25 protein-coding genes, 1 pseudogene and 1 riboswitch are annotated in these 25,613 nt (G+C 72.0%); of the genes and pseudogenes, 16 read left to right on the top strand and 10 right to left on the bottom strand.

Annotation, left to right across the window (positions count from 1 at the left end; translation table 11 throughout):
• Window positions 1-5: 5 nt before the first annotated feature.
• Window positions 6-1,115, top strand: coding sequence for a DNA alkylation repair protein (locus Aau02nite_RS14910; RefSeq protein ID WP_212989003.1), 1,110 nt, complete (start codon window positions 6-8; stop codon window positions 1,113-1,115).
• Between the two features lies 1 nt (window position 1,116).
• Here Aau02nite_RS14910 and Aau02nite_RS14905 read toward each other — a convergent pair whose 3' ends face one another.
• Together Aau02nite_RS14905 and Aau02nite_RS47370 are read right to left on the bottom strand one after the other, a co-directional pair.
• Window positions 1,117-1,767, bottom strand: a complete 651-nt coding sequence (locus tag Aau02nite_RS14905) for a DsbA family oxidoreductase (protein WP_212989075.1) — start codon at window positions 1,765-1,767, stop codon at window positions 1,117-1,119.
• A 1-nt stretch (window position 1,768) separates the two neighbouring features.
• Window positions 1,769-1,900, bottom strand: a complete 132-nt coding sequence (locus Aau02nite_RS47370; protein WP_281420989.1) for a hypothetical protein — start codon at window positions 1,898-1,900, stop codon at window positions 1,769-1,771.
• A 158-nt stretch (window positions 1,901-2,058) separates the two neighbouring features.
• On the opposite strand from Aau02nite_RS47370, the gene Aau02nite_RS14900 reads away from it, so the two are divergent.
• Both Aau02nite_RS14900 and Aau02nite_RS14895 read left to right on the top strand, forming a co-directional pair.
• Complete coding sequence (locus tag Aau02nite_RS14900; RefSeq protein WP_212989002.1) at window positions 2,059-2,634, top strand: DUF6642 family protein; 576 nt, start codon at window positions 2,059-2,061, stop codon at window positions 2,632-2,634.
• Between the two features lie 58 nt (window positions 2,635-2,692).
• On the top strand, window positions 2,693-3,562 hold the full coding sequence (locus Aau02nite_RS14895) for an NAD(P)-dependent oxidoreductase (protein ID WP_212989001.1): 870 nt from the start codon (window positions 2,693-2,695) through the stop codon (window positions 3,560-3,562).
• A 703-nt stretch (window positions 3,563-4,265) separates the two neighbouring features.
• Here the strand turns inward: Aau02nite_RS14895 and Aau02nite_RS14890 are convergent.
• Entirely contained in the window at window positions 4,266-4,865 is a 600-nt protein-coding gene (locus tag Aau02nite_RS14890; protein ID WP_246595155.1) for a class I SAM-dependent methyltransferase, read from the bottom strand.
• Window positions 4,866-5,135: 270 nt separating this feature from the next.
• On the opposite strand from Aau02nite_RS14890, the pseudogene Aau02nite_RS47855 reads away from it, so the two are divergent.
• The 4 genes and pseudogenes from Aau02nite_RS47855 to Aau02nite_RS14870 all read left to right on the top strand — a co-directional run.
• Window positions 5,136-5,348, top strand: a pseudogene (locus tag Aau02nite_RS47855) (helix-turn-helix domain-containing protein); the annotation flags it as partial.
• Window positions 5,349-5,472: 124 nt separating this feature from the next.
• The gene (locus Aau02nite_RS14880; RefSeq protein ID WP_212989000.1) at window positions 5,473-5,997 is read left to right on the top strand and encodes a transposase; all 525 of its coding nucleotides are present in this window, start codon (window positions 5,473-5,475) and stop codon (window positions 5,995-5,997) included.
• Between the two features lie 12 nt (window positions 5,998-6,009).
• Entirely contained in the window at window positions 6,010-6,261 is a 252-nt protein-coding gene (locus Aau02nite_RS14875) for a hypothetical protein (protein ID WP_212988999.1), read from the top strand.
• A 141-nt stretch (window positions 6,262-6,402) separates the two neighbouring features.
• Window positions 6,403-6,603, top strand: coding sequence for a hypothetical protein (locus tag Aau02nite_RS14870; RefSeq protein WP_212988998.1), 201 nt, complete (start codon window positions 6,403-6,405; stop codon window positions 6,601-6,603).
• Here the strand turns inward: Aau02nite_RS14870 and Aau02nite_RS14865 are convergent.
• Entirely contained in the window at window positions 6,564-7,886 is a 1,323-nt protein-coding gene (locus Aau02nite_RS14865) for an acyltransferase family protein (protein WP_212988997.1), read from the bottom strand. The two genes, Aau02nite_RS14870 and Aau02nite_RS14865, sit on opposite strands and share 40 nt — an antisense overlap.
• A gap of 295 nt (window positions 7,887-8,181) precedes the next feature.
• Window positions 8,182-9,099, bottom strand: a complete 918-nt coding sequence (locus tag Aau02nite_RS14860) for a ricin-type beta-trefoil lectin domain protein (RefSeq protein WP_212988996.1) — start codon at window positions 9,097-9,099, stop codon at window positions 8,182-8,184.
• A gap of 293 nt (window positions 9,100-9,392) precedes the next feature.
• Here Aau02nite_RS14860 and Aau02nite_RS14855 point away from each other — a divergent pair, with 293 nt between their 5' ends.
• The 3 genes from Aau02nite_RS14855 to Aau02nite_RS14845 all read left to right on the top strand — a co-directional run bounded on the left by Aau02nite_RS14855 (window position 9,393) and on the right by Aau02nite_RS14845 (window position 12,301).
• On the top strand, window positions 9,393-10,250 hold the full coding sequence (locus Aau02nite_RS14855) for a GNAT family N-acetyltransferase (protein WP_246595153.1): 858 nt from the start codon (window positions 9,393-9,395) through the stop codon (window positions 10,248-10,250).
• Window positions 10,247-11,353 (top strand): o-succinylbenzoate synthase, encoded by a 1,107-nt coding sequence (menC, locus tag Aau02nite_RS14850; RefSeq protein ID WP_212988995.1) that lies wholly within the window; start codon window positions 10,247-10,249, stop codon window positions 11,351-11,353. The genes Aau02nite_RS14855 and menC overlap by 4 nt, the downstream gene beginning before the upstream one ends.
• Window positions 11,354-11,494: 141 nt before the next feature.
• A riboswitch (cyclic di-AMP (ydaO/yuaA leader) is annotated at window positions 11,495-11,675 on the top strand.
• Window positions 11,675-12,301, top strand: a complete 627-nt coding sequence (locus tag Aau02nite_RS14845) for a LysM peptidoglycan-binding domain-containing protein (protein ID WP_212988994.1) — start codon at window positions 11,675-11,677, stop codon at window positions 12,299-12,301. It overlaps the preceding riboswitch by 1 nt.
• Window positions 12,302-12,355: 54 nt before the next feature.
• Here the strand turns inward: Aau02nite_RS14845 and Aau02nite_RS14840 are convergent, their stop codons facing one another.
• The 4 genes from Aau02nite_RS14840 to Aau02nite_RS14825 all read right to left on the bottom strand — a co-directional run bounded on the left by Aau02nite_RS14840 (window position 12,356) and on the right by Aau02nite_RS14825 (window position 16,999).
• Window positions 12,356-13,150 (bottom strand): SAM-dependent methyltransferase, encoded by a 795-nt coding sequence (locus Aau02nite_RS14840; protein ID WP_212988993.1) that lies wholly within the window; start codon window positions 13,148-13,150, stop codon window positions 12,356-12,358.
• A 104-nt stretch (window positions 13,151-13,254) separates the two neighbouring features.
• The gene (gene secD, locus Aau02nite_RS14835) at window positions 13,255-15,474 is read right to left on the bottom strand and encodes a protein translocase subunit SecD (RefSeq protein ID WP_212988992.1); all 2,220 of its coding nucleotides are present in this window, start codon (window positions 15,472-15,474) and stop codon (window positions 13,255-13,257) included.
• 49 nt (window positions 15,475-15,523) lie between these two features.
• Window positions 15,524-15,925 carry a hypothetical protein gene (locus tag Aau02nite_RS14830; protein WP_212988991.1) on the bottom strand — a complete coding sequence of 134 codons (402 nt, stop codon included), beginning with the start codon at window positions 15,923-15,925 and terminating at the stop codon, window positions 15,524-15,526.
• A 36-nt stretch (window positions 15,926-15,961) separates the two neighbouring features.
• On the bottom strand, window positions 15,962-16,999 hold the full coding sequence (locus Aau02nite_RS14825; RefSeq protein WP_212988990.1) for a LacI family DNA-binding transcriptional regulator: 1,038 nt from the start codon (window positions 16,997-16,999) through the stop codon (window positions 15,962-15,964).
• Window positions 17,000-17,183: 184 nt separating this feature from the next.
• Between Aau02nite_RS14825 and Aau02nite_RS14820 the strand changes: the two genes are divergently transcribed.
• The 6 genes from Aau02nite_RS14820 (at window position 17,184) to Aau02nite_RS14795 (ending at window position 23,957) form a co-directional block, all read left to right on the top strand.
• Complete coding sequence (locus tag Aau02nite_RS14820) at window positions 17,184-18,071, top strand: carbohydrate ABC transporter permease (protein WP_212988989.1); 888 nt, start codon at window positions 17,184-17,186, stop codon at window positions 18,069-18,071.
• Window positions 18,071-18,994, top strand: a complete 924-nt coding sequence (locus Aau02nite_RS14815; protein ID WP_212988988.1) for a carbohydrate ABC transporter permease — start codon at window positions 18,071-18,073, stop codon at window positions 18,992-18,994. The genes Aau02nite_RS14820 and Aau02nite_RS14815 overlap by 1 nt, the downstream gene beginning before the upstream one ends.
• A 22-nt stretch (window positions 18,995-19,016) precedes the next feature.
• Window positions 19,017-20,354 (top strand): ABC transporter substrate-binding protein, encoded by a 1,338-nt coding sequence (locus Aau02nite_RS14810; RefSeq protein ID WP_212988987.1) that lies wholly within the window; start codon window positions 19,017-19,019, stop codon window positions 20,352-20,354.
• 20 nt (window positions 20,355-20,374) lie between these two features.
• Entirely contained in the window at window positions 20,375-22,366 is a 1,992-nt protein-coding gene (locus Aau02nite_RS14805) for a beta-galactosidase (protein ID WP_212988986.1), read from the top strand.
• Between the two features lie 240 nt (window positions 22,367-22,606).
• On the top strand, window positions 22,607-23,158 hold the full coding sequence (locus Aau02nite_RS14800; RefSeq protein ID WP_212988985.1) for a SigE family RNA polymerase sigma factor: 552 nt from the start codon (window positions 22,607-22,609) through the stop codon (window positions 23,156-23,158).
• Window positions 23,136-23,957 (top strand): hypothetical protein, encoded by an 822-nt coding sequence (locus tag Aau02nite_RS14795; protein WP_212988984.1) that lies wholly within the window; start codon window positions 23,136-23,138, stop codon window positions 23,955-23,957. Before Aau02nite_RS14800 ends, Aau02nite_RS14795 begins: the two co-directional genes overlap by 23 nt.
• A gap of 231 nt (window positions 23,958-24,188) precedes the next feature.
• Here Aau02nite_RS14795 and Aau02nite_RS14790 read toward each other — a convergent pair whose 3' ends face one another.
• The gene (locus Aau02nite_RS14790; RefSeq protein ID WP_212988983.1) at window positions 24,189-25,583 is read right to left on the bottom strand and encodes a cellulase family glycosylhydrolase; all 1,395 of its coding nucleotides are present in this window, start codon (window positions 25,581-25,583) and stop codon (window positions 24,189-24,191) included.
• Between the last annotated feature and the right edge of the window lie 30 nt (window positions 25,584-25,613).

Genomic DNA, 25,613 nt, shown 5'->3' with positions numbered 1-25,613 from the left:
ACGACGTGCCGTTCGCCGACGAGCTCATCGGGGACCAGACCGCGCAGGCGTTGATCGCCGCGCTCGCCGCCGCGGCGCCCGGCAACGGGCTGCCGTCGCTGCGGGCCGCGGCCGGTGACCTGGCCGGGCGCCCGCTGCGCGAACGCAGCGACCTGCTGCGCGATGCCCTACTGGCCGACCTCCCGGGTGGCTATCCCGGGCTGGCGGCGACGGTCCGGGCCGCCGCGGCCGGCCCGCTGCCGTTCGAGGGTTGGCTGATCTGGCCGGTCACCGGCGCGGTCGCGGCCCGCGCGGTCGCCGACGGCGGCGGTACGGCGTTCGACGACGCGATGGCGCTGCTGGCCGCCCTCACCGGCCGGCTGACCGCCGAGTTCGCCATCCGGACGCTGCTGGACCACGACCCGGACCGGGCCCTCGCCATCGTGGACACCTGGACGGACTCGCCCGACGAGCACGTCCGCCGGCTCGCCTCCGAGGGCACCCGGCCGTTCCTGCCCTGGGCCAAGCGGGTGCCCGCGCTGCTGGACCGCCCCGGGCACACCCTGGAGATCATCGGCGCTCTCTACCGCGACGACAGCGAGTACGTGCGCCGCTCGGTGGCCAACCACCTCAACGACCTGAGCCGCCACCACGGCGACCTCGTGGTCCGCACCGCGGCCGGCTGGCTCGCGGAGCCCGGCCCGCACACTCCCCGGCTGGTCCGGCACGGCCTGCGCACGCTGGTCAAGCGGGGCCACCCGGGCGCGCTGGCCCTGCTCGGCTTCGCCCCGGCCACCGTCGAGGTCGCCGGCCCGCTCCTCGCGCTCGACGAGGTGCCGTTCGGCGGTGAGCTCGCCTTCACCGCGACTGTGACGAACACCGGGGACGCCGCGGCGACGCTGGCCATCGACTACGTCGTGCACCACCTGAAGGCCAACGGCAAGCAGACCGGCAAGACGTTCAAGCTGACCACGGCGACGCTCGGGCCGGGAGAGCGGCTGACGCTGGATCGGCGGCACTCGTTCCGAGAGATCACCACGCGGCGCTACCACCCCGGCGCGCACGCCGTCGAACTGCAGGTCAACGGCGTGCGCTCGGGCCGGGCGGACTTCGTGCTGGGCCGGCCCACGGGCTGACTCAGCGGGCCGGCGCCGCCTCGTACGCGGTGCGCAGCGCCTGCAGGAACACGTCGGCGGACTGGGCGCCGGAGACGCCGTAGGCCTGGTTGAGCACGAAGAACGGCACGCCGGAGGCCCCGTACCGGCGGGCCTGGCGGATGTCGTCCTCGACGTCGGCGGCGTAGTCGTCGCCGGCCAGCACCCGCTGCGCCTCCGCCGCCGGGACGCCGATCTCGGCGCCCAGCCGGACCAGCGTCGCGGTGTCCAGCGTCTCGCCCTCGATCAGGTTGGCCCGCATCAGCCGCTCGTGCGCCTCCGCGCCCAGGCCGTGCGCCTTGGCGAGGTGGATCAGCCGGTGCGCGTCGAATGTGTTGATGCTCACCGCGCTGGCGAAGTCGTAGTGCAGGCCCTCGGCCTCGGCGAGCGCGGCGACCTGCGCCGTCATGGCCTTGACCTGGTCCTTCGACCCGCCGAACTTCTTGGCCAGGGCGTCGTAGACCGGCTCGGTCGTGCCCTTTCCGATCGTCGGGTCGAGCTGGAAGCTGCGCCACACCAGCTCGACGTCGCCGGCGTGCTCGAACGTGCGCAGCGCGGTCTCGAGCCGCCGCTTGCCGATGTAGCACCACGGGCAGACGATGTCCGACCAGATCTCCACCAGGACGCCGGCCATCTCAGCCACACATCCCGTCGGTGCAGGTCGCGGCATCCTCGGCGCCCAGCACGATCAACGGCTGCGGGGTGCTCGCGGGCTGCGCCGGAGGCGGTGGGGGCGGGGGAGCGGGCTGCTTCTGCACATCGGTCACCGATCCATCATGCGCCGGGAATCGGAGATCGTTAAGAAGGCACTTCCGGGTAACCGACCCTCCGGTGTGAGGCATTCGCCCGATAGGTCGGGCGGTCCTGTCATTCGACCGCGGGTGGGCTAGCGTCGAGCTTTCGTGCCGAGCTGTCAGGGGGAGTCGTGGCGAAGGCCGGGGGAGTGTTCTGCGTCGAGGGTCAGTGGGAGGACGACCTGAACAACCGCGGGTCTGTGCTGCCCACGCTGGAGCTGCTCGAACGCCTCAACAGCATCCGCTACATCCACCGGGACACGGCCACCGCCGAGGAGCTGCACTACTACCTGGACACCTGGCTGTCCCGCAAGTACGCCGACTACAAGGTGGGCTTCTTCGCCCTGCACGGCCAGCCGACCCAGCTGTGCCTGACCAGCAAGCAGACGGTGGAGCTGGACGAGATCGCGGCGTGGATGTCCGGCCGGTGCGCGGGCCGCATCCTCTACTTCGGCAGCTGCCTGGTCCTGCGCGCCTCGGACCGGGTGCTCAAGGACTTCCTGCACGAGACGAAGGCGGCCATGCTCTGCGGCTTCACCAAGTCGATCGACTGGGTGGAGTCGGCGGCCTTCGAAACGGTGGTCCTCAACACCCTGGTCAACGGCGGCAAGATCGACAGCGCGGAACGCCTGATGCGTTCGTCGCGCTGGACGGCCCTGTCGGACCACCTGGGCTTCCGCGTCGTCTACGCCAACGGCCGCAGCTGAGCCAGGAGTCGTGAATTGGCCGCAGCCGGGGGCGGTCGCGGCGCTCTACGGTACGGCCATGGATCACAGCGGGAACGTCGGTTTTCTGGGGCTGGGCATCATGGGCGAGCCGATGGCCCGCAACCTCGCCGCGGCCGGGGTGCCGGTGGTCGGCTGGTCGCGTACCCCTCGGCAAGTGCCCGGGGTGAGTCTCGCGGCCCGGCCGGCCGAGGTCTTCGCCCGGGCCCGGACCGTGCTGCTCATGCTGGCCGGCGGCGAGGCGATCGACGAGGTCCTAAGCCGCGGCGGCCCGACCTTTGCGGAGCTGGTGCGCGGGCACACGATCGTGCACATGGGCACCACCGCGCCGGAGTATTCGGCCGCCCTGCGCGACGACGTGGTGGCGGCCGGCGGGCGGTACGTGGAGGCACCCGTGTCCGGGTCGCGGACCCCGGCGGTGGCCGGGGAGCTGGTCGCGATGGTGGCCGGCGACCCCGCGGCCGTCAAGGAGGTACGCCCGCTGCTGGCTCCGATGTGCCGCGAGGTGGTCGAGTGCGGCCCGGTCCCGCAGGCGCTGCTGATGAAACTGTCGGTGAACCTGTTCCTGATCAGCATGGTCACCGGCCTGGCCGAGGCGACGCACTTCGCCCAACGCCACGGGCTCGACCTGGAGCGGCTGCGCGGCGTGCTGGACGCCGGCCCGATGGCCAGTGCCGTCTCCCGGGTCAAGGTGGACAAGCTGGTCAGCCGGGACTTCAGCGTGCAGGCGTCGATCCGCGACGTGCTGATGAACAACCGGTTGATCGCCGAGGCGGCGCGCGCGGCGGGGATCGCGTCGCCGTTGCTGGACGCGTGCCATCAGCTGTTCGGGGAAGCGCTGACGCTCGGGCATGGCGCGGAGGACATGGCGGCGGTGGTGCGCGCGATCGAGGCCCGTACCGACGGCTAGGCGGGTGGCCGTTTCGCCCCTTTGCTGACCCGGCGGGCCTGCCTGACCGTGCTGCGTGCCGGTAAAAGACCTGGTCAGGCCGGGTCTTACGGGCGTTCGGCGGACGTCGGGGCGGGCGGGCGCGGGCATCGTGGGGTCGGATGTGAGCGCCGCGTCCGCGTACCGGTGAGAGGAAGTCCGCCATGACCGCCGAATCACCCGGCGGCCGCGGGCTGCCCCGTCGCCGGCTGCTGGCGCTGGCGGCGCTGGCCCTGCCGGCGGCCTGTTCCACCGCGCCGTCCGCGGCCCCGCCGGCCGCTCTGCCCGCCATCCCGGCCATCCCCACCACCGCGGCGTCGGCCCGCCTGCCGTCAGCCCCTCGCCGTCGCCTTCACCCTCACGGAAGCCCTCACCGTCGCCCACCGGGGAGGCGGCGACCCGGCGGGGCGGACCGGTGCCGGCCGAGACCGGCAAGGCGATGTTCGGCTCGTAACTGGCGCTGGGCGGCATGTCGCTCCGGGAGAGTCTCGCGCTGCGCCGCCGGCAGCTGGGCCGCGAGCACCGCATCGTGCACGTGTGCGACTACTCAGGTTTGTGTGGGCATTGGAGCGGCTACAGGATCCCGTGACGGACGGCGATAGGTGCCATCCGGATAGTCATGGTTGTCAACGCGATCGTGACGCGTCGCTGAGTCGTCTACGGATCCAGACGTGCCGCCACGGACTCAGCTGGCGCTTGCGGCGATGGCCGCGTATTTGCGGTCCGGGACCTGCTGTTGCAGGCGCTGGAGTTCGGTGAAACCGGCCTTTGCTAGTCGGGCGGAGAATTCGTCTACTGGCCAGCGGTACGCGGTGAGGACCTTGTGGTCGAACTCGGCCACCTCGTCGTCGCTGTCGAAGAAGCCGATCACCAACCTCCCGGAGTGAACCAGCATCCGGCGGAACTCGGTGAGCACTCGGTCCAGCTCCTGTGGCGGCAGGTGAATTGTCGAATACCAGGAGAGGATGCCGGCCACCGAATGGTCGGGAATGTCTATTTCGGTCATCGAGCCAAGCCGGAACTCCGGCCCAGGGAAGTTCGTCCGGGCATGGTCGATGAACTCACGGACGAGGTCGATGCCCGTCACGTCGGCGCCGAGCGAATGCAGGTAGGCGGTCCAATGACCGGGGCCGCAACCGAGATCGAACACCGTGCCGTCCAGGCCGGCGAGGTGATCCCGGACAAGGGCAGTGTCGCTCTCGGGGGAATGCCAGTCACCGTCAAACAGGGCGATGTACTGCTCTGACATGGACGAATAGGCATCACGTACCAACTGCTTGCGCACGGCGACACCCTAGACCCAGCGTGAGATACATCGGCACGGTTGAGTACGGCGGCTCACGCGGCGGACGGGCATCGATCCGCCCGACCACGGCGGGCGTCTGGCATTGCCGGGCACTCGTTGATCAACTTGTGCGACTTACCACGGCATTCAATCGAATCCTTCGCCTTACCGGGGCGACAGTGCAGGCGGTGGCGTTTTACCGACCGGGGACTCGTGATCGGGTTGCGTCGGCGCCGACGACGTCTGATCTGCCCGTGCGGGGCACCGACGATGGCCCGCTACGACACGTCGCGGCGCCGGTGGCGGCATCTGGACTTCGGTGCCTGCCAGGCCTGGCTGGAAGCTGACATCCACCGCATCGACTGCCGCTCCTGCTCGCGAGTGCGCACCGAGCAGGTGCCGTGGGCGAGGCCGAACGCGCGGCACACCACCGACTTCGAGAACGTCGCCGCGTGGCTGGCCCAGCGCATGGACAAGGCAAGCATCGCCCGGCTGCTGCGCTGCTCGTGGGAAGCGGTCGACGCGATCGTCACCCGGGTCGTGGCCGACCACATCGACGACCGACGCCTCGACCAGCTCTACCGCATCGGCGTAGACGAAATTCCACGTGATCAAGTGGACCGACGAGGTCGTCGAATCGGTCTACCGGGCCGAAGCACCCACCATGCCCTGCGGTCCCGGCATGCCCGAACGGCGCCACTGGCGCCGCGCCCGCTTCGCCGTACGCGCCCGCCGGGAGAACCTCGACGACGAGCACCGGCAGATCCTGCGCCTGCTCCGGCGTCACCGCTACCGGCTCTGGCGCACCTGGGAACTCAAAGAGCAACTCCGCGATCTCTACCGCACGACCGATCCCGCCGAGGCCCGCGCATACCTCAAACGCTGGGGCACCGCCGCGAAACGCAGCCGGATTCCTGCCTTCCGCAACCTCGTCCGCCGGACAGAGAAACACGCCGACGCCATCGTCGCCGCCGTCGAACTCGGCCTGTCCAACTCCCGTCTCGAAGGCATCAACGCCAAGATCCGGCTCATTCAGCGGCGTGGCTTCGGCTTCCGCAACCTCGACGCCCTCACTGCAGCCATCTACCTCTGCCTCGGCGGAGTAACCCTAAAACTGCCCACAGAAACCTGAGCAGCCGCGCACGTGTTCTACCCGTGGGGCGGCTACGTGCCCTCGTCGGAGCCGGCCGTGGCCGCTTCCAGCACGCTGATGGTGTCGTGGCACGGGGCGCCGTACCGGCGGATCATCGACGGCTCGTCGGACCGCGTCATCGCCCGGGTGGCCCGCAAGCTCGCCGGGATGAAGCGGCCCGTCCTGCTGCGGTGGGGCTGGGAGATGAACGGCGACTGGTTCGAGTGGGACGGCAGCCACAACGGCGACGACCCGGCCGGCTAGTACTACCCCGGCGACGACCACGTCGACTGGGTCGGGGTCTCCGGCTACGACTTCTTCTCCGAGTCGCCGCGCACGCTGTTCAGTGCCGTCGTCGCGGCGTACGGCGAACGCAAGCCCATCATCCTGAGCGAGACCGCCGCGGTGGACCACGGGCGGGGCAGCAAGGCCGCGTGGATCCGGCAGCTGGCCTCCTGGGTCGAGGACACCCCGGCCGTCGGCGCCGTGGTCTGGTTCGACACCGACATCCAGGCCGGCAGCCCGCACAACTTCCGCCCCGACACCGACAGCGCCGCCCTCGCGGCCTACCGGGCGATGGCGCGCAGGTCCCGCTTCGCCGGCTGAGGCACCCCGGCGACGTCCACCGGCCGGGCGTCGGAGCCCCACCGCGCGGTCATCCACCGGGCGGCCCGGCGCCCGAACCGCTGGCCGGGCACCTCCACGAACCGGTGGGTCAGCCACGAGATCCCGATCACCAGGCCCAGGTACGCGGCCACGACCGGCGCCTCGGCCGGCGCGGGCAGCCGCTCACCGAGACCGGCCAGCACCGGCCGCAGCAGCTCGATCAGCACATAGTGCACCAGGTAGACGGAGTAGCTGATCAGCCCGAGGCGGGCCAGCCAGCGTGGCGTGCGCCGGTGCCGGGTGAGCCGGCCCAGAGCGAATGCGCCGGCGATGACGAGCAGGGTGACGAAGAAGCGGGTCGCGGACCGCAGGGTGAGCCCGCCCATGGACTCCAGCGCGGCGATCCAGTTCACCAGCAGCGCGGCGGCCACCACCGCGGCCACCACCCCGGCCTGCCACCAGCGGATCCGGCCGTGGTCGGCGCGGTGGAGCGCCGTGCCGACCAGCATGACCGAGACGATCAGCAGGCCGTCCCAGACGTGTGCCGGGTCCTGACCGGCCACCAGCAGCGTCACCGCCACCCCGCCGAGCAGCAACGCGCCGCTCACCACGGCGGCACGCCGCCCGGTCGCCACCGCGCCCAGCCCCAGCACCAGGACGAGCGCGACGACCAGGGTCACCTCCCGCGCGGCCTCCGGCGTGGCCACCAGCAGCTTCGGCGCCAGCGGAGCGGTGCCGACGGCCGCCACGGCCAGCACCACCGCTGCCACCACGGACCCGGCGCGGTGCCGCCGCACCGCGAAGAGAGCCCCGACCAGCAGGTAGAACGCCATCTCGAAGGTGAGCGTCCAGATCACCGGAGTGATCAGCGGTACGCCCAGCAGGTGCGGCAGCATGGTCACATGGGCCACGGCCGCGGTCAGCGGATCGGCCCGCAGGACGGGGTCGAGCGGCATCAGCCCGGCGGCGCCCAGCGCGACCACGAGAGCGCACACCGCCAGGTACAGCGGCAGCAGCCGGCAGAGCCGGCTCACCCAGAACGTGCGCAGGCTCCCGTGCCGTTCCAGCGAGGCTGGGATGATGTAGCCGCTGACCAGGAAGAACAGCATGACGCCGGCGGTGCCGGCGTGCAGCCACTCGGCCGAGACCTCCCGCGCGCCGCGGAACAGCACACGGCTGAGGTGGGCGTAGACGACCAGCAGAACCGCCCCGGCGCGGAGTCCGTCGAGCCAGGCCAGCCGGTCGGTCGCCGGCGTGGCGGGGGCATACGGCTCGGCGGGCACCCGGGAACGATAGCCCGGTGCGCGGGCTATCTCACCAGCGTGACCCGGCCGGTGTCGAGGTCGTAGCGATCAGCGGGCTGCCGAACTCCTCAGCGCGGCGGCGCCCCCGGTGAGCAGCAGGGAACGGCGGGACAGATCGGGCATCACGACTCCTGGGGTGCTGCCGGCGCCGCCGGCTGTCCAAGAGGGACAGACGCCGTTCTATCAGCCGGTGCGCCCCCGACCGGTCCGGTCGGGGCGGCTGTCCTGCATGACCGGGTTGCCGGTCCGAAGGCCCGCTGCCCGGCACCCGGAGTCAGGGCAGGGTCCAGGTCTGGGTCGCCGCGCCCGTGCAGTCGGTGACGGTGACCGGCGTCGCGAGGGCGCCGGGGTCGGTCAGGCACCGGCCGGTCTGCGGGTTGACCAGGGAGCCGCCGGGTCCGGCCCGCCACTGGGCCGCGGGCCGGTCGTCGCAGTCGCCGATCCGTACGGAGCCGTCACCGCTCACCGCGGCGCACCGGTTGGCGACCATGAGTGTGCCGTCGGTGGCCAGCGTCCACCGCTGGTAGCTGACGTCGGCGCAGCCGGAGGTCTGCACGGGAGCGCCGTCGAGCCCGAGGATCCCGCCGAGGAACAGGCACCGGCCGCCCGCCGCGGTGATCGCCCCGGTCCTGGCCGTGCCGGGCGGCGGTGACAGCGTCGGACTCGGCGCGCCGGGTGCGGGCGTCGTGGTCCTGGCCGGTCCGGGTCCGGCGGCTCCCCCGACGGCGGCTCCCTCGGTGCCGGGCGTGGCCGTGGGCCGGGTGGTCGTGGCCGGCCGGCTGACGATGCTGCTGCCGGCGGAGGCGGTGATGGTGCCCGCGCTCGCCACCGGCGCTGCCCCGGCCGGCCGGGTCACCCCCGGCGCCGAGGGAGCGGGCCGGGCCGTCGCGGGCGGATTCTCGTCGCCGGACGGCTGCAGCAGGAACAGGCCGGCCCCGCCGAGCAGCGCCAGCACTCCCGTCCCGGCCAGCACCAGGAGCTTCTGACGGCGCAGCGCAGTGGTCTTGGCCGCCGGGTCGGGAACGGTGGCCGATACGGGGGCAACGACGCCGGGCAGCTCCCGGGTGCCGTCCTCGGGCAGGTCGGCGGTCGCCGGCCAGGTCGGCGCGGGCCGCTCGTCGGGCTCGAGGGGTTGGGTGGTGATGTACGGGCGGACCAGCACCGGGTCGTCGCGCTCGGAATCGTCAGCCATCTCGTCGTCCTGCCGTGGGGAATGCCGGTGGCCACGGGGCCGACCGGTACGTCAAGATACGCGAGCCGGCCCACAAGAGATCATTTGCTGTCCCCCCTTTCTGGACCTTCGGGCGGAAAGCCAGGTCAACGCGGGCAGAGCTGCCGGGCGCCCGGGCCACCGCCGACGCCCCCCGGCCGGCCCGGCCGGGGCCTACGCTGAGCAGACCGGCACCGGCGAAGGTGAGCACCCATGGATCTCGTGACCCGGATGACGCGCCGGCTGCCGCGCCTGCTCGCCGCGGAGCCGCGGCCGTGAGCCGGGTGATCGCGGCGGCGCTGGAGGCGGCCGGGTCGGCCGCGCGGGCCGCGCGTGTGCTGGTGCGCCCGGTGAGCAGCCTGGCCGAGCTCACCACGCTGGACCGGACGCTGGCCGGGATCTGGCAGGAGGACACGAGCGCCCCGCAGCTGGGCACCGAGCTGCTGCGGGCGCTGGCGAAGTCGGGCAACTACGTGGCCGGCGCCTTCGACGGCGGCACCCTGGTCGGCGCCGCCGTGGCGTTCTTCGCCGCGCCGGGCGAGCGGGAGCTGCACAGCCACATCACCGGGGTGTCCGCCGCCGCGGCCGGGCGCAGCGTCGGTTTCGCGCTCAAGCAGCACCAGCGGGTCTGGGCGCTGCAGCGCGGGATCAGCACGATCAGCTGGACCTTCGACCCGCTGGTGGCCCGCAACGCCTACTTCAACCTGGCCAAGCTCGGGGCGATGCCGGCCGAGTACCTGCCGAACTTCTACGGCCCGATGCACGACCGGATCAACGGCGACGACGACAGCGACCGGCTCCTCGTGCGCTGGGACCTGGCCGCCCCGGCCGTCGTCTCGGCCAGTGCCGGCAAGCCGGTGCGCTGCGTACGGCCGCCGACCGCCACCGTGGCGCTGCGCCGCTCCGGCACCGGCGGGCCGATGCCCGGCTCGTTCCGTGGGCAGACGCTGGTGGTGGCCGTCCCGGAGGACGTCGAGGCACTGCGCCGCCGGGCTCCCGGCGCGGCCAAGGACTGGCGGGTCGCGATGCGGGAGACCCTGAGCACTCTGCTCGCCGACCGGCTGCGCTTCGCCGGTTTCGACCGGGACGGCTGGTACGTCCTCACCCGCGGCACCGGGGAGTACGGGCGGTGAGACTCGAGGGCGTCGAGCTGCGCCGGGTGAGCATGCCGCTGGTCACGCCGTTCCGCACCTCGTTCGGCACCGAGACCACCCGCGACGTGCTGCTCGTGCGCGTGGTCACCGGCGAGGCGCAGGGCTGGGGCGAGTGCGTCGCGATGGCCGATCCCCGCTACTCCTCCGAATACACCGAGGCCGCCGCCGACGTGCTGCGCCGTCACCTCGTCCCGGCGCTGGCCGCCACGCCCCGGCTGGACGCGTACGCGGTGGGCCCGGCCCTCGCGCCGTTCAGGGGCCACCGGATGGCCAAGGCCGCTCTGGAGACCGCCGTGCTCGACGCCGAGCTGCGTGCGGGGGACCGGTCGCTGGCCCGAGAGCTCGGCGCGGTGCACGAGCGGGTCCCGTGCGGCGTCTCGGTGGGCATCATGTCCTCGATCGGGGAGCTGCTCGACGCCGTCGCGGGCTATCTGGCGGCCGGTTACCTGCGGATCAAGCTGAAGATCGAGCCCGGCTGGGACGTGGCGCCGGTGCGGGCGGTGCGGGAGCGTTTCGGCGACGAGGTGCTGTTGCAGGTGGACGCGAACGCGGCGTACACGGTCGCGGACGCCCGGCACCTCGCCCGGCTCGATCCGTTCGGCCTGGTGCTGATCGAGCAGCCGCTGGACGAGGAGGACATCCTCGGGCACGCCCGGCTGGCCCAGCTGATCACCACCCCGGTCTGCCTGGACGAGTCGATCACCTCGGCCCGCACCGCCGCCGCGGCGATCAGCCTGGGGGCCGCCGCGATCGTCAACGTGAAGCCGGGCCGGGTCGGTGGTTACCTGGAGGCCCGCCGGATCCACGACGTCTGCGCGGCCCACGGCGTACCGGTGTGGTGCGGTGGCATGCTCGAGACCGGCCTGGGCCGGGCCGCGAACGTGGCCCTGGCCGCTCTGCCGGGTTTCACCCTGCCCGGCGACACGTCGGCGTCCGACCGTTACTTCGGCACCGACCTGACCGAGCCGTTCGTGCTGCGGGACGGCCACCTGAGCGTGCCGGCCGGGCCCGGTCTCGGCGTCGAGCCGCTGCCCGAGGTGCTGCGGGCCGTCACCACGGCCACCGAGTGGCTGCCGCTGTGAATCCGACCCCTTTGACCGGTTTCTGGCCAAGATCAAAGGTGGGCAAAAGCTGAGAACAACGTCACGTTGGGCCTTCTGAGGTTGGCCCTGGGGCGGTCAACGTGGTTACCGTCGGCCGGTCCGCTGACGCGGGCCCCGCGGTCGGTAACGCCGAGTCCTGCCGCCGACCGGCCGGGACACGAACTCAGGCATGGAGCGGGGGACCCACAGGTTCTCCGGCGCGCTCATCGCGCGCCTCGGGGTGAAGCCGCGGCACCACAGCGGCCGGGCAACCTCAGCCCGAACCCGACAGCTGACCTCGCAGGCGTGGAGGTTCAATCGATGGCACAGATCCACAAGCAGTCCCTGCGCGCCCTCGGCCTGGTCGTGGCCGGCGCCGCGGGCACCGTCGCCCTGTTGGGCCCGGCCTCCCCGGCCACGGCGCAGTCCAGTGTGAACTGGGACGCGATCGCGCAGTGCGAGTCCGGTGGCAACTGGAGCATCAACACCGGCAACGGCTACTACGGCGGCCTGCAGTTCAGCCGCAGCACGTGGAAGGCGTACGGCGGTGGCAAGTACGCCGGCACCGCCAACAAGGCGAGCCGCGCGGAGCAGATCCGCATCGCCGAGAAGGTGCTGGACGGCCAGGGCATCGGCGCCTGGCCGACGTGCGGCAAGAAGGCCGGCTCGACGAAGTCCTACAAGGCGAAGAACACCGGCGGCTCGTCGTCGGGCGCCAAGAAGTCCACGGCCTCGCGGACCAGCACGCACAAGAAGTCGGCGGCGACCAAGCGCACCTCGGTCAAGGCCACCGGCAAGCACTACACGGTGAAGTCCGGCGACACGCTCGCCAGGATCGCGTCGGCCCAGCACGTCAAGGGCGGCTGGCGGGCGCTGTTCCAGCTCAACCGCGCGCAGCTCGGCGGCAACCCCAACCTGATCTTCCCCGGTCAGCGGCTGTCGCTGTGATGAGCCGGCCCGGCTGCCTTACCCCCGTGGGGCAGCCGGGCCTCCCACCGGCGCTCACGGCTTGCGGCCCACCGCGACGAACTCCGACACGACCTCGGTGATGCCGGGGTGCTCGAGGTCCGGCCGCCACGCCGTGCACGTCACGACGCCGGGGTCGAGCAGCTCCAGCCCGGCGAAGAAGCCGCGGATCTCCTCGACGGTGCGGGTCCTGATCGGCGCCGCGCCGCTGGCGTTCCACTGCCGCATCGACTCCTCGACGGCTGCGCCGTTGACCTCGGTGGTCGGATGCGAGATCACCAGGTAGCTGCCGGCGGGCACGGCAGCCAGGAACTGTGCGGCCACCGACCGGGCCTCGGCGTCGTCCATGACGAAGTTGAGGATGCCGGACAGCACCACGGCGGTGGGCCGGCCGAAGTCCAGAGTGGTGGCGGCGGCCCGCAGGATGGCCTGGGGATCACGGACGTCGGCCGCGAGGTAGTCGGTGGCTCCCTCCGGGCTGCTGGTCAGCAACGCGCGGGCGTGCGCCAGGACCAGCGGGTCGTTGTCGACGTAGACGACGCGGGCGTCCGCGGCGACGCCCTGGGCCACCTCGTGGGTGTTGTCGGCCGTGGGCAGCCCGGTGCCGACGTCCAGGAACTGGCGGATCCCGGCCTCGCCGGCCAGGAAACGCACGGCCCGGCCGAGGAACTGCCGATTCGCCCGGGCCGACAGGATCAGCTCGGGCATCAGCCGGACGGCGTAGTCCGCCGCCTCCCGGTCCGCCGCGAAGTTGTCCTTGCCGCCGAGCAGGTAGTTCCAGACCCGTGCCGAGTGCGGCACGTCCGTGTTGAGCTGCGCGGGATCCGTCATCGGGCTCGTCCTTCCGCTGCCGGCGGAGCATCAGCCGGTGGCCGGAACCCTATCGCGCGGCACAGCGGGGCGGGCGCCCCGCGGCGCCCACCCCGCTGCCCGGTTCAGCGGGACCGGAACGTGATCGCCAGCGGCGTGGCCAGGAACACCGACGAGTACGTGCCCACCACGATTCCCACCAGCAGCGCCACGGCGAAGTCCACCAGCGACGCGCCGCCCAGGATGGCCAGGGCGGCCAGGATGAACACCGCCCCCAGCCCGGTGTTGACCGTCCGCGGGACCGTCTGCAGGCACGCCGTGTTGGCCAGCCGCGGGAACGGCACCCGCAGCTTGGGGCTGATCTTGCGCTGGCCGCGGACCAGCTCCCGGATCCGGTCGAAGACCACCACGGAGTCGTTGACCGAGTAGCCGACCACGGTCAGCACCGCCGCCAGGAACACCCCGTCGACGGGTTTGCCGAGCCAGGCGAACACCCCGATCAGGATGACCACGTCGTGGACCATCGCCAGCACCGCCGCCGCGCTCCAGCGCCACTGGAACCGCACCGACAGGTACGCCATCTGCGCGCCCAGAGCGATCGCCAGCGCCAGCAGCGCCTTGTCGCGCAGTTCGGCGCCCAGGCTGGGCCCGACCTTGTCGTCGCGCACCGGCTCGACGTCGCCACCGCCGGCGGTGCCGAGCGAGTCGCGTACCCGTTGCTCGGTGGCGTCGTCGAAGGTGCCCGCCCGGACCGAGACGTTGCCCTGGCCGACCTGGGTGACCACCGCCCGGTCGACACCCGCGGCCGCCACCGCCGCCCGGGCCGCATCCGTCGACAGTGGCCGGCTGGTGGTGTACTCGACCATCCGGCCGCCGGTGAACTCGACCCCGAGGTTCAGCCCGCGGGTGGCGACGCCGCCGAGCGCGAGCAGCACCGCCGCCGCCGAGACGGCCAGCCACAGTCGCCGGCGGCCCATCAGGTCCGGGCCGCGGGACTCGATGGCCCGGCGCACCCGGCCGGCGTGGGCGATGCCGCTCCACCGGGGGCGCAGGACCAGCCACCGCCGGTGCAGCAGGGCCTCGGCCGGCAGCCGGGTCAGCACCAGCGCGGTGAACATCGACGCCAGCACGCCGATCCCGAGGGTGATGCCGAAGCCGCGTACCGGGCCGGAGGCGAGCAGGAACAGCAGGGCGGCGGCGACCAGCGTGGTCACGTTGGAGTCGATGATCGCCGACCAGGCCCGCGCGAAGCCGCCCCGGATCGCGCTGCGCAGGGTGGGCCGGCCGCCGTACTCCTCTCTGGCCCGTTCGAAGACGAGCACGTTCGCGTCGACGGCCATCCCGATGGCCAGTACGAACCCGGCCAGGCCGGGCAGGGTGAGGGTGGCGCCGATCGCGAGCAGCGCGGCATAGGAGATCAACCCGTACGCCACCAGCGCCACCGCCGCCAGCGCACCGACCACGCGGTACACCGCCACGATGAACGCGATGGTCAGGAGGGCACCGATGAGCGCCGCCTGCGCCGACGCCTCGATCGCCTGCCGCCCCAGCGTGGGCCCGACCACCTGCTGCTGGATGATGTCCACGGGTACCGGCAGCGCGCCCGCCCGGATCAACAGGGCGAGGTCACGGGCCTCGGCCGCGCCGAACGAGCCGGTGATCCGCATGGCCGCCCCGGCGAAGCCGACCTCGCAGGTCGCCTCCGGGCTCACCTCGGGCGAGCTGATCACCTCGTCGTCCAGCAGGATGGCGACCCGCCGGGCCGGGTCGCCCACGGGGGAGCAGGCGGCCGCGGCGGTCAGCCGCTGCCAGTCCCGGGCGCCGTCCCCGGCGAATTCGACGGCCACCTCCCAGCCACCCGGTGGCTGCACACCGGCCTGTGCGCCGTCGATCTGCCGGCCGGACAGCGCCGCCGGCCCCAGCCGCAGCGGGTTGCCGCGCTCGTCGGGCCGGACCAGCTCACCGGTCGCCGGGGTCGCGGTGGGCGAGGCGGCCGGTCCCAGGACCGGCCGGAAGGTCAGTTGCGCGGTCCGGCCGATGACCTCGGCCGCCTCGCGCGGGTCGGTGACGCCGGGCAGTTCGACGATGATCCGCCGGTCGCCCGAGCGGACCAGGCTCGGCTCGGCCACGCCGAGTTCGTCGACCCGCCGGCGCAGCACCTCCATGGCCTGGTCGGTGGTGGCGGCGTCGGCCTTGCTCTGGTCGCCGTCACGGGTCTGGAGCACGATCTGGGTTCCGCCGCGCAGGTCCAGCCCGAGCCGCGCCGGCCGGGTGGCGACGAGCCACCCGGATACGACGAGCACGACAAGGGCGAGAAATGCGCGCACGGCAGTAGCGCGCGTCACGATGGGGTTTCTCCTCGGGCAGGGTGGCGCGCTCGACCGCGCGCCGGGATCAGGACGGGGCGTCTACCGCTCGCCGTCCCGGGGGTCCCCGGCCCGGGTAGGTCTCCCGGCGCGCCTGCGCCCGGTGCCCGTCGACGTCCTGCCGCTGCTGCCACCACGCGGCGACACCGGTGCCGGCCCGGGTCGGCAGCCAGGCGAGCGCTCCCAGCAGGGGTGCGGCGATGCCCGACGCGTCGCGGACGGCGAACCTGACATCGAGACCGTGCCCGATCGCCGGCTGGGCCGAGGCGCTGACGGCCTGCAGCGCCATCGGTACGCGGCCCGGGCCACTCGCCGTCGGTGTCTCGGCGCCGGCGGCCACGGCCGTCGTGACGAACAGCAGCGCCACGAGGACCGGCAGGCTCGCCCACCGGCGCCACCACGCCGTGGGCCGTACGCCCTGTGCCGACATGGCTGCACCGTACCGTGGCCGGGCCCGGCCCGGGGGTCAGCCGCGGCGGGAACCGGGGGGCGCGGTGCTGGCCCGCACCACCATGCGGGTCGGCACGAGCACCGTTCCCGGGCCTTCCGGCTCGTTGCGGATCTGCCGCAGCAGGCCCTGCACGCAGCGCCGGCCCACCTCGGCGAAGTCCTGGTGCACCGTGGTCAGCGGCGGGATGAACGACGACGAGTCCGGGATGTCGTCGAAGCCGACGATGCTCACGTCCCCCGGGACCGTCCGGCCGCGTTCGTGGAACGCCCGCAGCAGACCGAGCGCCATCTGGTCGTTGGCCGCGAACACCGCGGTGCACTCCGGTTCCGCCGCCAGCGCCAGCCCGGCGCGGTACCCCGAATCCGCCGTCCAGTCCCCGCGCTGTACCGGCGGCACCGCGCGGCCCGCCTCCAGCAGGGTGCGGCGCCACGCCTGGGTGCGGCGCTCGCTCGCGAACGACTCCGCCGGCCCGGTCACGTGCCAGACCGTCTCGTGGCCCAGCTCGAGCAGGTGCCGCACGGCCTGGCGGGCGCCGTCGGCCTGGTCGGTGTCGACCACGGGGTAGCGGTCACCGGCGTCGGAGTCCACGACCACCACCTGCACGCCCGGCGGCAGGTTCAGGTTGGCCGCGTCGAGCAGGTGCACTTCCATGATCACGATGATGCCGTCGACCGCCAGCTCGCCGAGCCGGCTGAACGCGCCCAGCACGCCGTCCTGGGTCGGCGCCGCCACCGGGATCAGCGTGATCGCGTACCCCTCCTTGGCGGCGTAGCCGGCGATGGCCTCGACGGTGCGGCTGTTGCCGGTGGTCGCCAGGGTGAACAGGATGACGCCGAGGGTGCGGAACTCGCCCCGCTTCAGCGCCCGCGCGGCGCTGTTGGGGCGGTAGCCGAGCTGGCGCATGGCCGCCAGCACCTGCTGGCGGGTGGACTCCACCACGCCGGGGTGTCCGGTGGAGACGCGCGAGACCGTCTGCGACGAGACGCCGGCGAGCCGGGCGACGTCCGCCATCGAGACCCCTCGTCCCGGGCGGCGGGTTCGGCCAGCGGTCATCGTTGGCAACTCCTTCTTGACGAGCCGGAAACGCAGTGAAACTATCACCCCGATGTTTACGTAAACATCTCTTCGCTCATCTCCATGAGACATCGGCTGGCGGAGCTCGTGCGGAGCGTGATGTTAACGCAAACATCCGGGAGTCGCTGCGGCACCGGCCGAGCGGCGGGAAGGATGACAACGCATGGCCGACACCCTCGTCGTGGGCCGGAAACGCCGCTCCTGGGCCGGCTGGAAATTCGTCGGCCCGTTCATGGCGGTCTTCGCCCTGGTCTTCCTGGCCCCGATCGGATACTCGATCTACCTGAGCCTGTACCGCAACCGGCTGGTCGGCGGGAACTCGTTCGTGGGGCTCGACAACTACACCCAGGCGCTGCAGGACACGCAGTTCTGGTCCGGGTTCGGCCGGGTCACGCTCTTCCTGGTCGTCCAGGTGCCCATCATGCTGATCCTGGCCCTGCTGGTGGCCCTGGCCATCGACAGTGGCCGGCTCTTCGGCAAGGCGTTCTTCCGGGTCACGATCTTCCTGCCGTACGCGGTGCCCGCCGTGGTCGCCACGCTCATGTGGGGCTTCATGTACGGCCCCCAGTTCGGCCTGGTCGGCAACATCAACGACGCGCTGAACGTCACGTTGCCCGACCCACTGAGCGGCAGCCTGGCCCTTGCCTCCATCGGCAACATCGTCACCTGGGAATTCGTCGGCTACAACATGCTGATCTTCTACTCCGCGCTGCGCGTGGTGCCGGCCTCGCTCTACGAGTCCGCCGAGATCGACGGGGCCGGGCAGTTCCGGATCATCACGGCGATCAAGCTGCCGGCCATCCGCGGCGCGCTGGTGATCGCCACCATCTTCTCGGTCATCGGCAGCTTCCAGCTCTTCAACGAGCCGGCCATCCTGCGCCCGCTGGCCAAGAACGTGCTCACCACCAGCTACACCCCCAACATGTACGCCTACCAGCTGTCCTTCTCGGGCCAGCAGTACAACTACGCGGCCACCGTGGCGATCATCATGGGCCTGATCACGATGGTCATCGCCTATGTCGTGCAGCTGCGCGGCACCAGGGAGAGCTGATGACCACCACAGTGCAGTCGTCGTCCTCCGGGCGTACCGCCGCCGCCCCGCGCAGGAAGGTCCGGCCGTACCGCCGGGCCCCGCGGCGCAGCACCACGCTGACGCTGCTGACCGGGCTGGTGGCCGTCTACAGCCTGATCCCGCTGGTCTGGCTGGTCATCAACGCGACCAAGACCCAGCAGGGCCTGCTGTCCTCGTTCGGCCTGTGGTTCGCCGACGGGGAGTTCGCCCTCTGGTCGAACCTGCGCCAGACCTTCACCTACGACGACGGCGTCTTCCTCCGCTGGCTCGGCAACACCGTGATGTACGTGGTGGTCGGCGCGGGCGGCGCGACCCTGCTGGCCACCCTGGCCGGCTACGGCCTGGCGAAGTTCGCCTTCGCCGGCCGGCGCGCGGTCTTCGCCATCGTGATCGGGGCCGTCGCCGTGCCCGGCACCGCGCTGGCCGTGCCGACGTTCCTCATGTTCAGCAAGATGGGCCTCACCAACACCCCGTGGTCGGTGATCATCCCGTCCCTGGTCTCGCCGTTCGGGCTCTACCTGATGTGGACCTTCTCGGCCCAGGCCGTCCCGGACGAGATGCTGGAGGCCGCCCGGGTGGACGGGGCGGGGGAGTTCCGCACCTTCTTCCGGATCTCCGTGCCGTTGCTGGGTCCCGGCATCGTCACGGCGCTGCTCTTCAACATGGTCGTCACCTGGAACAACTACTTCCTGCCGCTGATCATGCTGAAGGACCCGGACTGGTACCCGCTCACCATCGGCCTGAACGCCTGGAACGAGCAGGCCCAGACGGCCGGCAGCGAGGCCGTGTTCAACCTGGTCATCACCGGATCGCTCCTCACGATCCTGCCGCTGCTCGCGGCGTTCCTCCTGCTGCAGCGCTACTGGCAGTCCGGCCTGGCGGCCGGCAGCGTCAAAGAATGACATTCCCCCGAAAGGACACCAGATGACACGATTCCTCAAGGTGGTCGCCGCGGCGACCGCCGCGACGCTGGCGCTGGCCGCCTGCGGCGGCAACGACGACAGTTCCGGCACCGGTACGTCCGGCGGCAACGTCTCCGCGGCCGATGTCGACGCCGCGCTGGCCAAGGGCGGCTCCCTGACCGTGTGGGCGTGGGACAACACGCTCAAGAACGTGGTCTCCACCTTCCAGAACAAATACCCCAACGTGAAGGTCGAGCTGGTCAACGCCGGCACCGGCGACAAGCAGTACACGGCGTTGCAGAACGCCATCGCGGCCGGCAGCGGCGTGCCCGACGTGGCGCAGATCGAGTACTACGCGCTGCCCCAGTTCGCTCTGGCCATGTCGATCGCCGACGTGGGCGGATACGGCGCGTCCGGTCTGCAGAGCACCTTCACCCCGGGCCCGTGGAACGCGGTGACGCTCGGCGCCGACAAGGTCTACGCCCTGCCGATCGACTCCGGCCCGATGGCGCTGTTCTACAACAAGGAGGTCTTCGACAAGCACGGCATCACCGTGCCCGCCACCTGGGCGGAGTACGTCGAGGCCGCCCGCAAGCTGCACAAGGCCGACCCCAAGGTCTACATCACCGGCGACAGCGGTGACGCCGGCTTCACCACCAGCATGATCTGGCAGGCCGGCGGCAAGCCGTTCCAGACCTCGGGCACCGACGTCACCATCAACCTCGCGGACCCGGGCTCGGCCAAGTTCGCCCAGACCTGGCAGCCGATGATCACCGAGAAGCTGGTCGCGTCGATCCCGCCGTGGTCCGACGAGTGGTTCAAGGCCCTCGGCGACGGCACCATCGCCAGCCTGCCCACCGGCGCCTGGATGCCGGGCAACCTGGTCACCGGCGCGGCGGCCGCGTCCGGCAAGTGGCGCGTCGCCCCGATGCCGCAGTGGGAGGCCGGCGGCAAGGCCAGCGCGGAGAACGGCGGCAGCTCGCTCGCCGTACCGGAGAAGTCCGCCGACAAGGCGCTGGCCTACGCGTTCCTGAAGTACGCGGCGGTCGACGAGGGCAAGGACTCCCGGATCAAGGAGGGTGCGTTCCCGGCCACCACGGCCGACATCGCCAAGCCCGAGTTCCTCAACGCCGAGTTCAAGTACTTCGGCGGCCAGAAGGCCAACGAGATCTTCGCCCAGTCCGCCCAGAACGTGGTGCCGGGCTGGTCGTACCTGCCCTTCCAGGTGTACGCCAACAGCATCTTCAACGACACCGTGGGCAAGTCCTACGTGTCCGCGACGCCGCTGGCCGACGGCCTGAAGGCGTGGCAGGACCAGTCCGCGAAGTACGGCAACGAGCAGGGCTTCACCGTCAAGTGACGTCCCCCCGAGGAGATCGCGTGCAAACCCCCTACCGCTGGCTGCGCCTGCACGACCGGGCACCCGCCCTGGCCTACGGCGCCGACTACAACCCGGAGCAGTGGCCGCGCTCCACGTGGGACGAGGACGTCCGGGCCATGCAGGCCGCCGGCGTCACCATCGTCTCGCTCGCGATCTTCTCGTGGGCACGGCTCGAGCCCGCCGAGGGCGAGTACGACCTCGGCTGGCTCGACGAGGTCATGGACCTGCTGCACGCCGGTGGCATCGCGGTCGACCTGGCCACGGCGACGGCGTCCCCGCCGCCGTGGCTGACCGCGAAGCATCCGGAGATCCTGCCGGTCGACGCGCACGGCGCGACGATCTGGCCGGGCGGGCGCCAGCACTGGCGCCCGACCTCTCCGGTCTTCCGCGAGCACGCGCTGCGGCTGGTCCGCACCATGGCCACCCGCTACGGCGACCACCCGGCCCTGGCCGCCTGGCACATCTCCAACGAGCTGGGCTGCCACAACGTCTACGACTACTCCGACGACGCGGCGGCGGCGTTCCGCACCTGGCTGATCGAGCGCTACGGCGACCTGGACGCGCTGAACGCCGCCTGGGGCACCGCGTTCTGGTCGCAGCACTACAGCGACTGGGCGCAGATCCTGCCGCCCCGCCAGGCGGCCACCCACCCCAACCCGACCCAGCAGCTCGACTTCAAGCGGTTCTCCTCCGACGCGCTCAAGGACTACCTGCGCGCCGAACGCGACGTGCTGCGCGAGCTGACCCCGCAGATCCCGGCCACCACCAACTTCATGGTGATGGGCGAGCAGAAGCCGATGGACTACGCCGACTGGGCGGCCGAGGTCGACTTCGTGGCCAATGACCACTACGTCCAGCGCGGCCCCCGGGCCCAGGACGAGCTGTCGTTCTCGGCCAACCTGACCGGGCACATCGCCGGCGGCCGGCCCTGGTTCCTGATGGAGCACTCGACCAGCGCGGTCAACTGGCAGCCGATCAACGTGGCGAAGAAACCGGGCGAGCTGGCCCGCGACTCTCTGACCCACGTGGCGCACGGCGCCGACGCGGTGTGCTTCTTCCAGTGGCGGCAGTCCCGGGCCGGGGCCGAGAAGTACCACTCGGCGATGCTGCCGCACGCCGGCACCGACAGCGAGGTCTACCGCTCGGTGGTCCGGCTGGGCGAGACGCTGCGGCAGCTGGCCCCGGTCGCGGGTACGGCGCAGACCCCGGCCCGCGCGGCGATCCTGTTCGACTGGACCTCCTGGTGGGCCAGCGAGCAGGACTCGCACCCCACGGACCGGCTGCGCTACCGCCAGGAGGCCCTGGACTGGTACTCGGCGTTCCTCGACCTGGGCGTACGCGCCGACGTGGTCCCGGCCGGCACGGACCTCACCGGTTACGAGCTGGTGGTGGCCCCGGTGCTGCACGTCGTGCCGGCCGCCCTGGGCGAGCGGCTGGAGGCGTACGTGTCCGGCGGCGGCCACCTGGTGACCACGTACTTCTCCGGCATCGTCGACGAGCACGACCACGTCTGGCTGGGCGGCTACCCGGGACCGCTGCGCGACCTGCTGGGCATCCGGATCGAGGAGTTCGCCCCGCTGGCCGACGACGAGCGGGCCGAGCTGGACAACGGCCTGACCGGCACGGTGTGGACCGACGGCATCACGGTCACCGGGCCGGACGTGGAGGTGCTGGCGTCGTACAAGGGCGGCACGCCGGCGATCACCCGGCGCACGGTGGGCCCGGGCTCGGCGGCGTACGTCTCCACCCGCCTCGGCCCGGACGGCCTGGCGCCGGTGCTGCGCGACCTGCTCAGCCGGGCCGGCGTGCCGAGCGAGCTGCCGGCGGAGCTGCGCGGACGGGTGGAGCTGGCGGTCCGCGGCGACTTCCACTTCCTGATCAACCGGACGGCGGAACCGGTCGAACTGGCCGGCCTGCCCGGCGAGGTCCTGCACGGCCACCCTGACCTGCTGGAACCCCGCGGCGTGACGGTCCTGCGCCGCCCGTCCTGAGCGACGGATGCCGCGGGAGAAAAAACTTCGCCGGGGCCGGCAACCTTTTGCCGCCGTGCGCCCACTAGGGGGCAAGTGACCTGCGAGGAGGCCGTTCCATCAGGACCTCACCCGGCCTCCTCGCGGGTTTCTTGACGCCGTCCCCCGTACCTCGGAGTATTTCGTGTCGATCCACTGAACCCCGGCTGCTCCGGTTCCGTTTACCCCCACAGCCGGGGCAGCCGGCCTCCACCCGCACCGATGACCGGAAAGGAACGTGTGACGGACCTGGACGACGAGCGTGCCTTCCGGCGCTTCTTCGAGCAGCACCACGCGGACCTCTCACGGCTGGCGTACCTCGTGACGGGGGAGTCCGGCGTGGCCGACGACCTGGCCGCGGACGCGTTCGTCGAGGTGTGGCGGCACTGGGAGCGGGTCCAGGCGGCGGACAGCCCGATCGCGTACGCCCGGGGCATCCTGGCCAACCTGGCCCGGCAGTGGATCAAGCGGCAGAGCCGGGAGCGGCTGGGGCTGCTCGGGCTCGGCCTGCTGCGCCGGGACCGGGCGGAACCGGACACCCCCGCGGTGCTCGACGTGCGGGCCGCCCTGCGGCACCTGCCCCTGCGCCGCCGCGAGTGCGTCGTGCTGCGGTACGCGTTCGACGTGCCGGAGCGTGAGGTCGCCGAGATCCTCGGCATCTCGGTCGGCGCGGTCAAGAGCCTGACGTCGCGGGGAGCGGCCCAGCTCAGCCAGTACCTGAAGGATCTGCCAGTGACGACGGGAGGACTGAGTGCGTCAGCACGACGAGCGTGACCTCCGCACGGCACTGCGCGAGGAGGCCGACCGGCACCGGCCGGACCGGCAGGCGATGCTGGACCGGATAGCCCAGGGCCGCGCCGCGTACGCCCGCCGCCCGATCGACCGGCTGTTCGCGCTGGTGCGTCCGGCCGCGGCGGCGCTGGCCGTGGCGGTGGTGCTGGTGCTGGCCGTCGCGGGGGTACGGCTGAGCAGCCGGGAGCCTGAGGTGGACGACGCCCCGGTGGCGGCCCCTTCGGCCGTACCGGCCACGACTCCGGCGCCGGCCACCACGAGCGCGCCCAAGCCGTCCACCGCGACCGCGACGTCGACGGCGCCCAAACCACCCCGTACCACCACGGGCACGTCGTCCCCGGCGTCGACCACCCCGGCCACGCCGTCCAGCCGCCCGGCCGAGACCGACCGCGACGGTTACCTCAGCTCCACCGGCCAGCTCGACCCGAACACCAGCGACGGCTGGTCGCAGGACAGCGTGACGCTGGAGTCGGCCCGCAAGCTGACCGCCCTGGACGTGACCGTGGAGGTCGCGCTCACCCCGGGCGTCGCCGAGACCGGCAAGTGGACCACGGTCTCCACCGAGCTGCTGACGATCAGCATCAACCGCACCAGCAAGCACCTGGTCTTCCGCTTCACGCTGCGGCCGGGCGCCACGCTCGCGCCGGGCAAGTACACGTTCGCGGGGCAGTTCAACCACGCCGCCGGCAAGCGGCCCCCGACGGCCGACAGCTACCGGGCGAAGGTCACCGGGGACGGCAAGGACGCGAAGGTGAGCGGGAACTTCACGCCGCAGCAGTGACCGCCTTCCTCCAGCGTGAGGACACTGCGAAATCCCATGGCGTACAGGTCCGGAACAGTGGCCGTATGGCCGGCGGCACGTCCGTGGCGGGGGTGGTCGAACGAGGAGCGGCCCGGTCCGGGGGTGACGGACCGGGCCGCTGTGGGAACCCCGGTTGGCACGGGGCGTCAGGCGGCCGCGCAGGCGGCGGTGGTGACTGGTGCGGTCAGGGAACGGCGGTGCCGGCCGGGGTCAGGCAGCCGCGCAGGTGACGGTCGGCGCGGTGTTGGTCCCGGTGGAGCTGGCGGTGAAGCCCCAGCTGGTGCTCGCGCCGGCCGCCAGCGCACCGTTGTACGGGGCGTTGCGGGCGGTCACCGCGTCACCGGAGGTGGTGACCGTGGCGTTCCAGGTGTTGGTGAAGCGCTGGCCGCTGGGCCAGGTCCACGTCACCGTCCACGAGGCGATCGCGGCGTTGCCGGCCTTGACGGTGACCGCGCCCTGGAAGCCGCCGCCCCACTGGCCGCCGACCGTGTAGGTGGCCGTGCACGCCTTGCCCGTGGGCGGCGGGGTCGACGCGCTGGGAGTGGGCGAGACCGGCGGTGAGGTCGGCGGTGAGGTCGCCGGGGTCGTGGGCTGCACGCCGCCGAAGACCGACGCCTCCCGGGAGGTCGCCTTGATGCCGTTGGCGCCGTTGAACAGCCGCTGGCCCCACGAGGTCAGCGCCGCGGCGTTGAAGCCGGTGACCATGTCCAGGTACTCCACGCCGCCGCCGTTGCCGCTCCACGACCAGCCCAGATAGCCGATGCCGCGGGCCTGGGCGGTGGCCAGGATGGTGTCCTCGTCCGGGTCGCCGTCGGAGTGGTTGTGGCCGAACTCGCCGACCACGATGGGCAGCCCGGCGGTGATGAACCGGCCCAGGTAGTCGTTGATCTCGGCGGCGGTGTCGAAGACGCCGTACATGTGGACCGAGAAGATGGTGTTGCGCTGCGGGTCGGCGGCGAACACCGAGGCCGCGTTGTCGCGCATGGTGAAGGACCAGTCCTGGCCCCAGTTCGGGGCGTCCACCATGATCGAGTGCTCGAAGCCGGCGGCGCGCAGCCGGACGATCGCGTCCTTGGTGTCGGCGACCCAGCCGGCGGCGTTGGTGTTGCCGTACGGCTCGTTGCCGATGTTGAGGATGACGTAGCGCTCCTGGCCGGCGAGCGCGCTCTTGATGCTGATCCAGTAGTCGACCGCCTGGGCCAGGGTCGCGGCGCCGGCCTGCTCGCCGTACCCGGTGGTGTCGTGCACCTCCAGCACGCAGATCAGCCGGTTCGCCTTGCACTGGGTGATCACGGCGGAGACGTTGGCAGCGTTGTCAGGTCCCCAGCGCTGCCCGCTGCCGAGCACGACCCGCACCGTGTTGGCGCCGAGGGCCTTGATGTCGGCCAGCGCCTGCGGGGTGCGGTCCTGGTACCAGGTGTGGGCGTGGTTGACGCCGCGCATGACGAACGTGTTGCCGTTGGCGTCCAGGATGCGGCTGCCGCTGACGGTGAAGCCGGCCGCGGCCTGCGCGGGCTGGGCCGCCACGGTGACCAGGCCGGTCACCGCGATGAGGAAGGCGGCCAGGCCGCCGAGAAGTCTGCGTCGCGTGGATCTGGGTCTCATATGGTCCTCCATCGATGTCGGAAGCGCTCC

This window comes from Actinoplanes auranticolor (assembly GCF_018332655.1).
Taxonomy (GTDB): domain Bacteria; phylum Actinomycetota; class Actinomycetes; order Mycobacteriales; family Micromonosporaceae; genus Actinoplanes; species Actinoplanes auranticolor.
Note: the sequence above shows the minus strand (reverse complement) of the source record. Positions and strands in the feature narration are given on the sequence as shown.

What these genes read in the sequence shown, in the direction of transcription:
- Aau02nite_RS14790 (WP_212988983.1), bottom strand. Translation starts at nt 25,583, where the DNA reads ATGAGACCCAGATCCACGCGACGCAGACTTCTCGGCGGCCTGGCCGCC.
- Aau02nite_RS14800 (WP_212988985.1), top strand. Translation starts at nt 22,607, where the DNA reads ATGACCGGAAAGGAACGTGTGACGGACCTGGACGACGAGCGTGCCTTC.
- Aau02nite_RS14860 (WP_212988996.1), bottom strand. Translation starts at nt 9,099, where the DNA reads ATGGCTGACGATTCCGAGCGCGACGACCCGGTGCTGGTCCGCCCGTAC.
- Aau02nite_RS14845 (WP_212988994.1), top strand. Translation starts at nt 11,675, where the DNA reads ATGGCACAGATCCACAAGCAGTCCCTGCGCGCCCTCGGCCTGGTCGTG.
- Aau02nite_RS14815 (WP_212988988.1), top strand. Translation starts at nt 18,071, where the DNA reads ATGACCACCACAGTGCAGTCGTCGTCCTCCGGGCGTACCGCCGCCGCC.
- Aau02nite_RS14825 (WP_212988990.1), bottom strand. Translation starts at nt 16,999, where the DNA reads ATGACCGCTGGCCGAACCCGCCGCCCGGGACGAGGGGTCTCGATGGCG.
- Aau02nite_RS14830 (WP_212988991.1), bottom strand. Translation starts at nt 15,925, where the DNA reads ATGTCGGCACAGGGCGTACGGCCCACGGCGTGGTGGCGCCGGTGGGCG.
- Aau02nite_RS14820 (WP_212988989.1), top strand. Translation starts at nt 17,184, where the DNA reads ATGGCCGACACCCTCGTCGTGGGCCGGAAACGCCGCTCCTGGGCCGGC.
- Aau02nite_RS14810 (WP_212988987.1), top strand. Translation starts at nt 19,017, where the DNA reads ATGACACGATTCCTCAAGGTGGTCGCCGCGGCGACCGCCGCGACGCTG.
- Aau02nite_RS14895 (WP_212989001.1), top strand. Translation starts at nt 2,693, where the DNA reads ATGGATCACAGCGGGAACGTCGGTTTTCTGGGGCTGGGCATCATGGGC.
- Aau02nite_RS14905 (WP_212989075.1), bottom strand. Translation starts at nt 1,767, where the DNA reads ATGGCCGGCGTCCTGGTGGAGATCTGGTCGGACATCGTCTGCCCGTGG.
- Aau02nite_RS14840 (WP_212988993.1), bottom strand. Translation starts at nt 13,150, where the DNA reads ATGACGGATCCCGCGCAGCTCAACACGGACGTGCCGCACTCGGCACGG.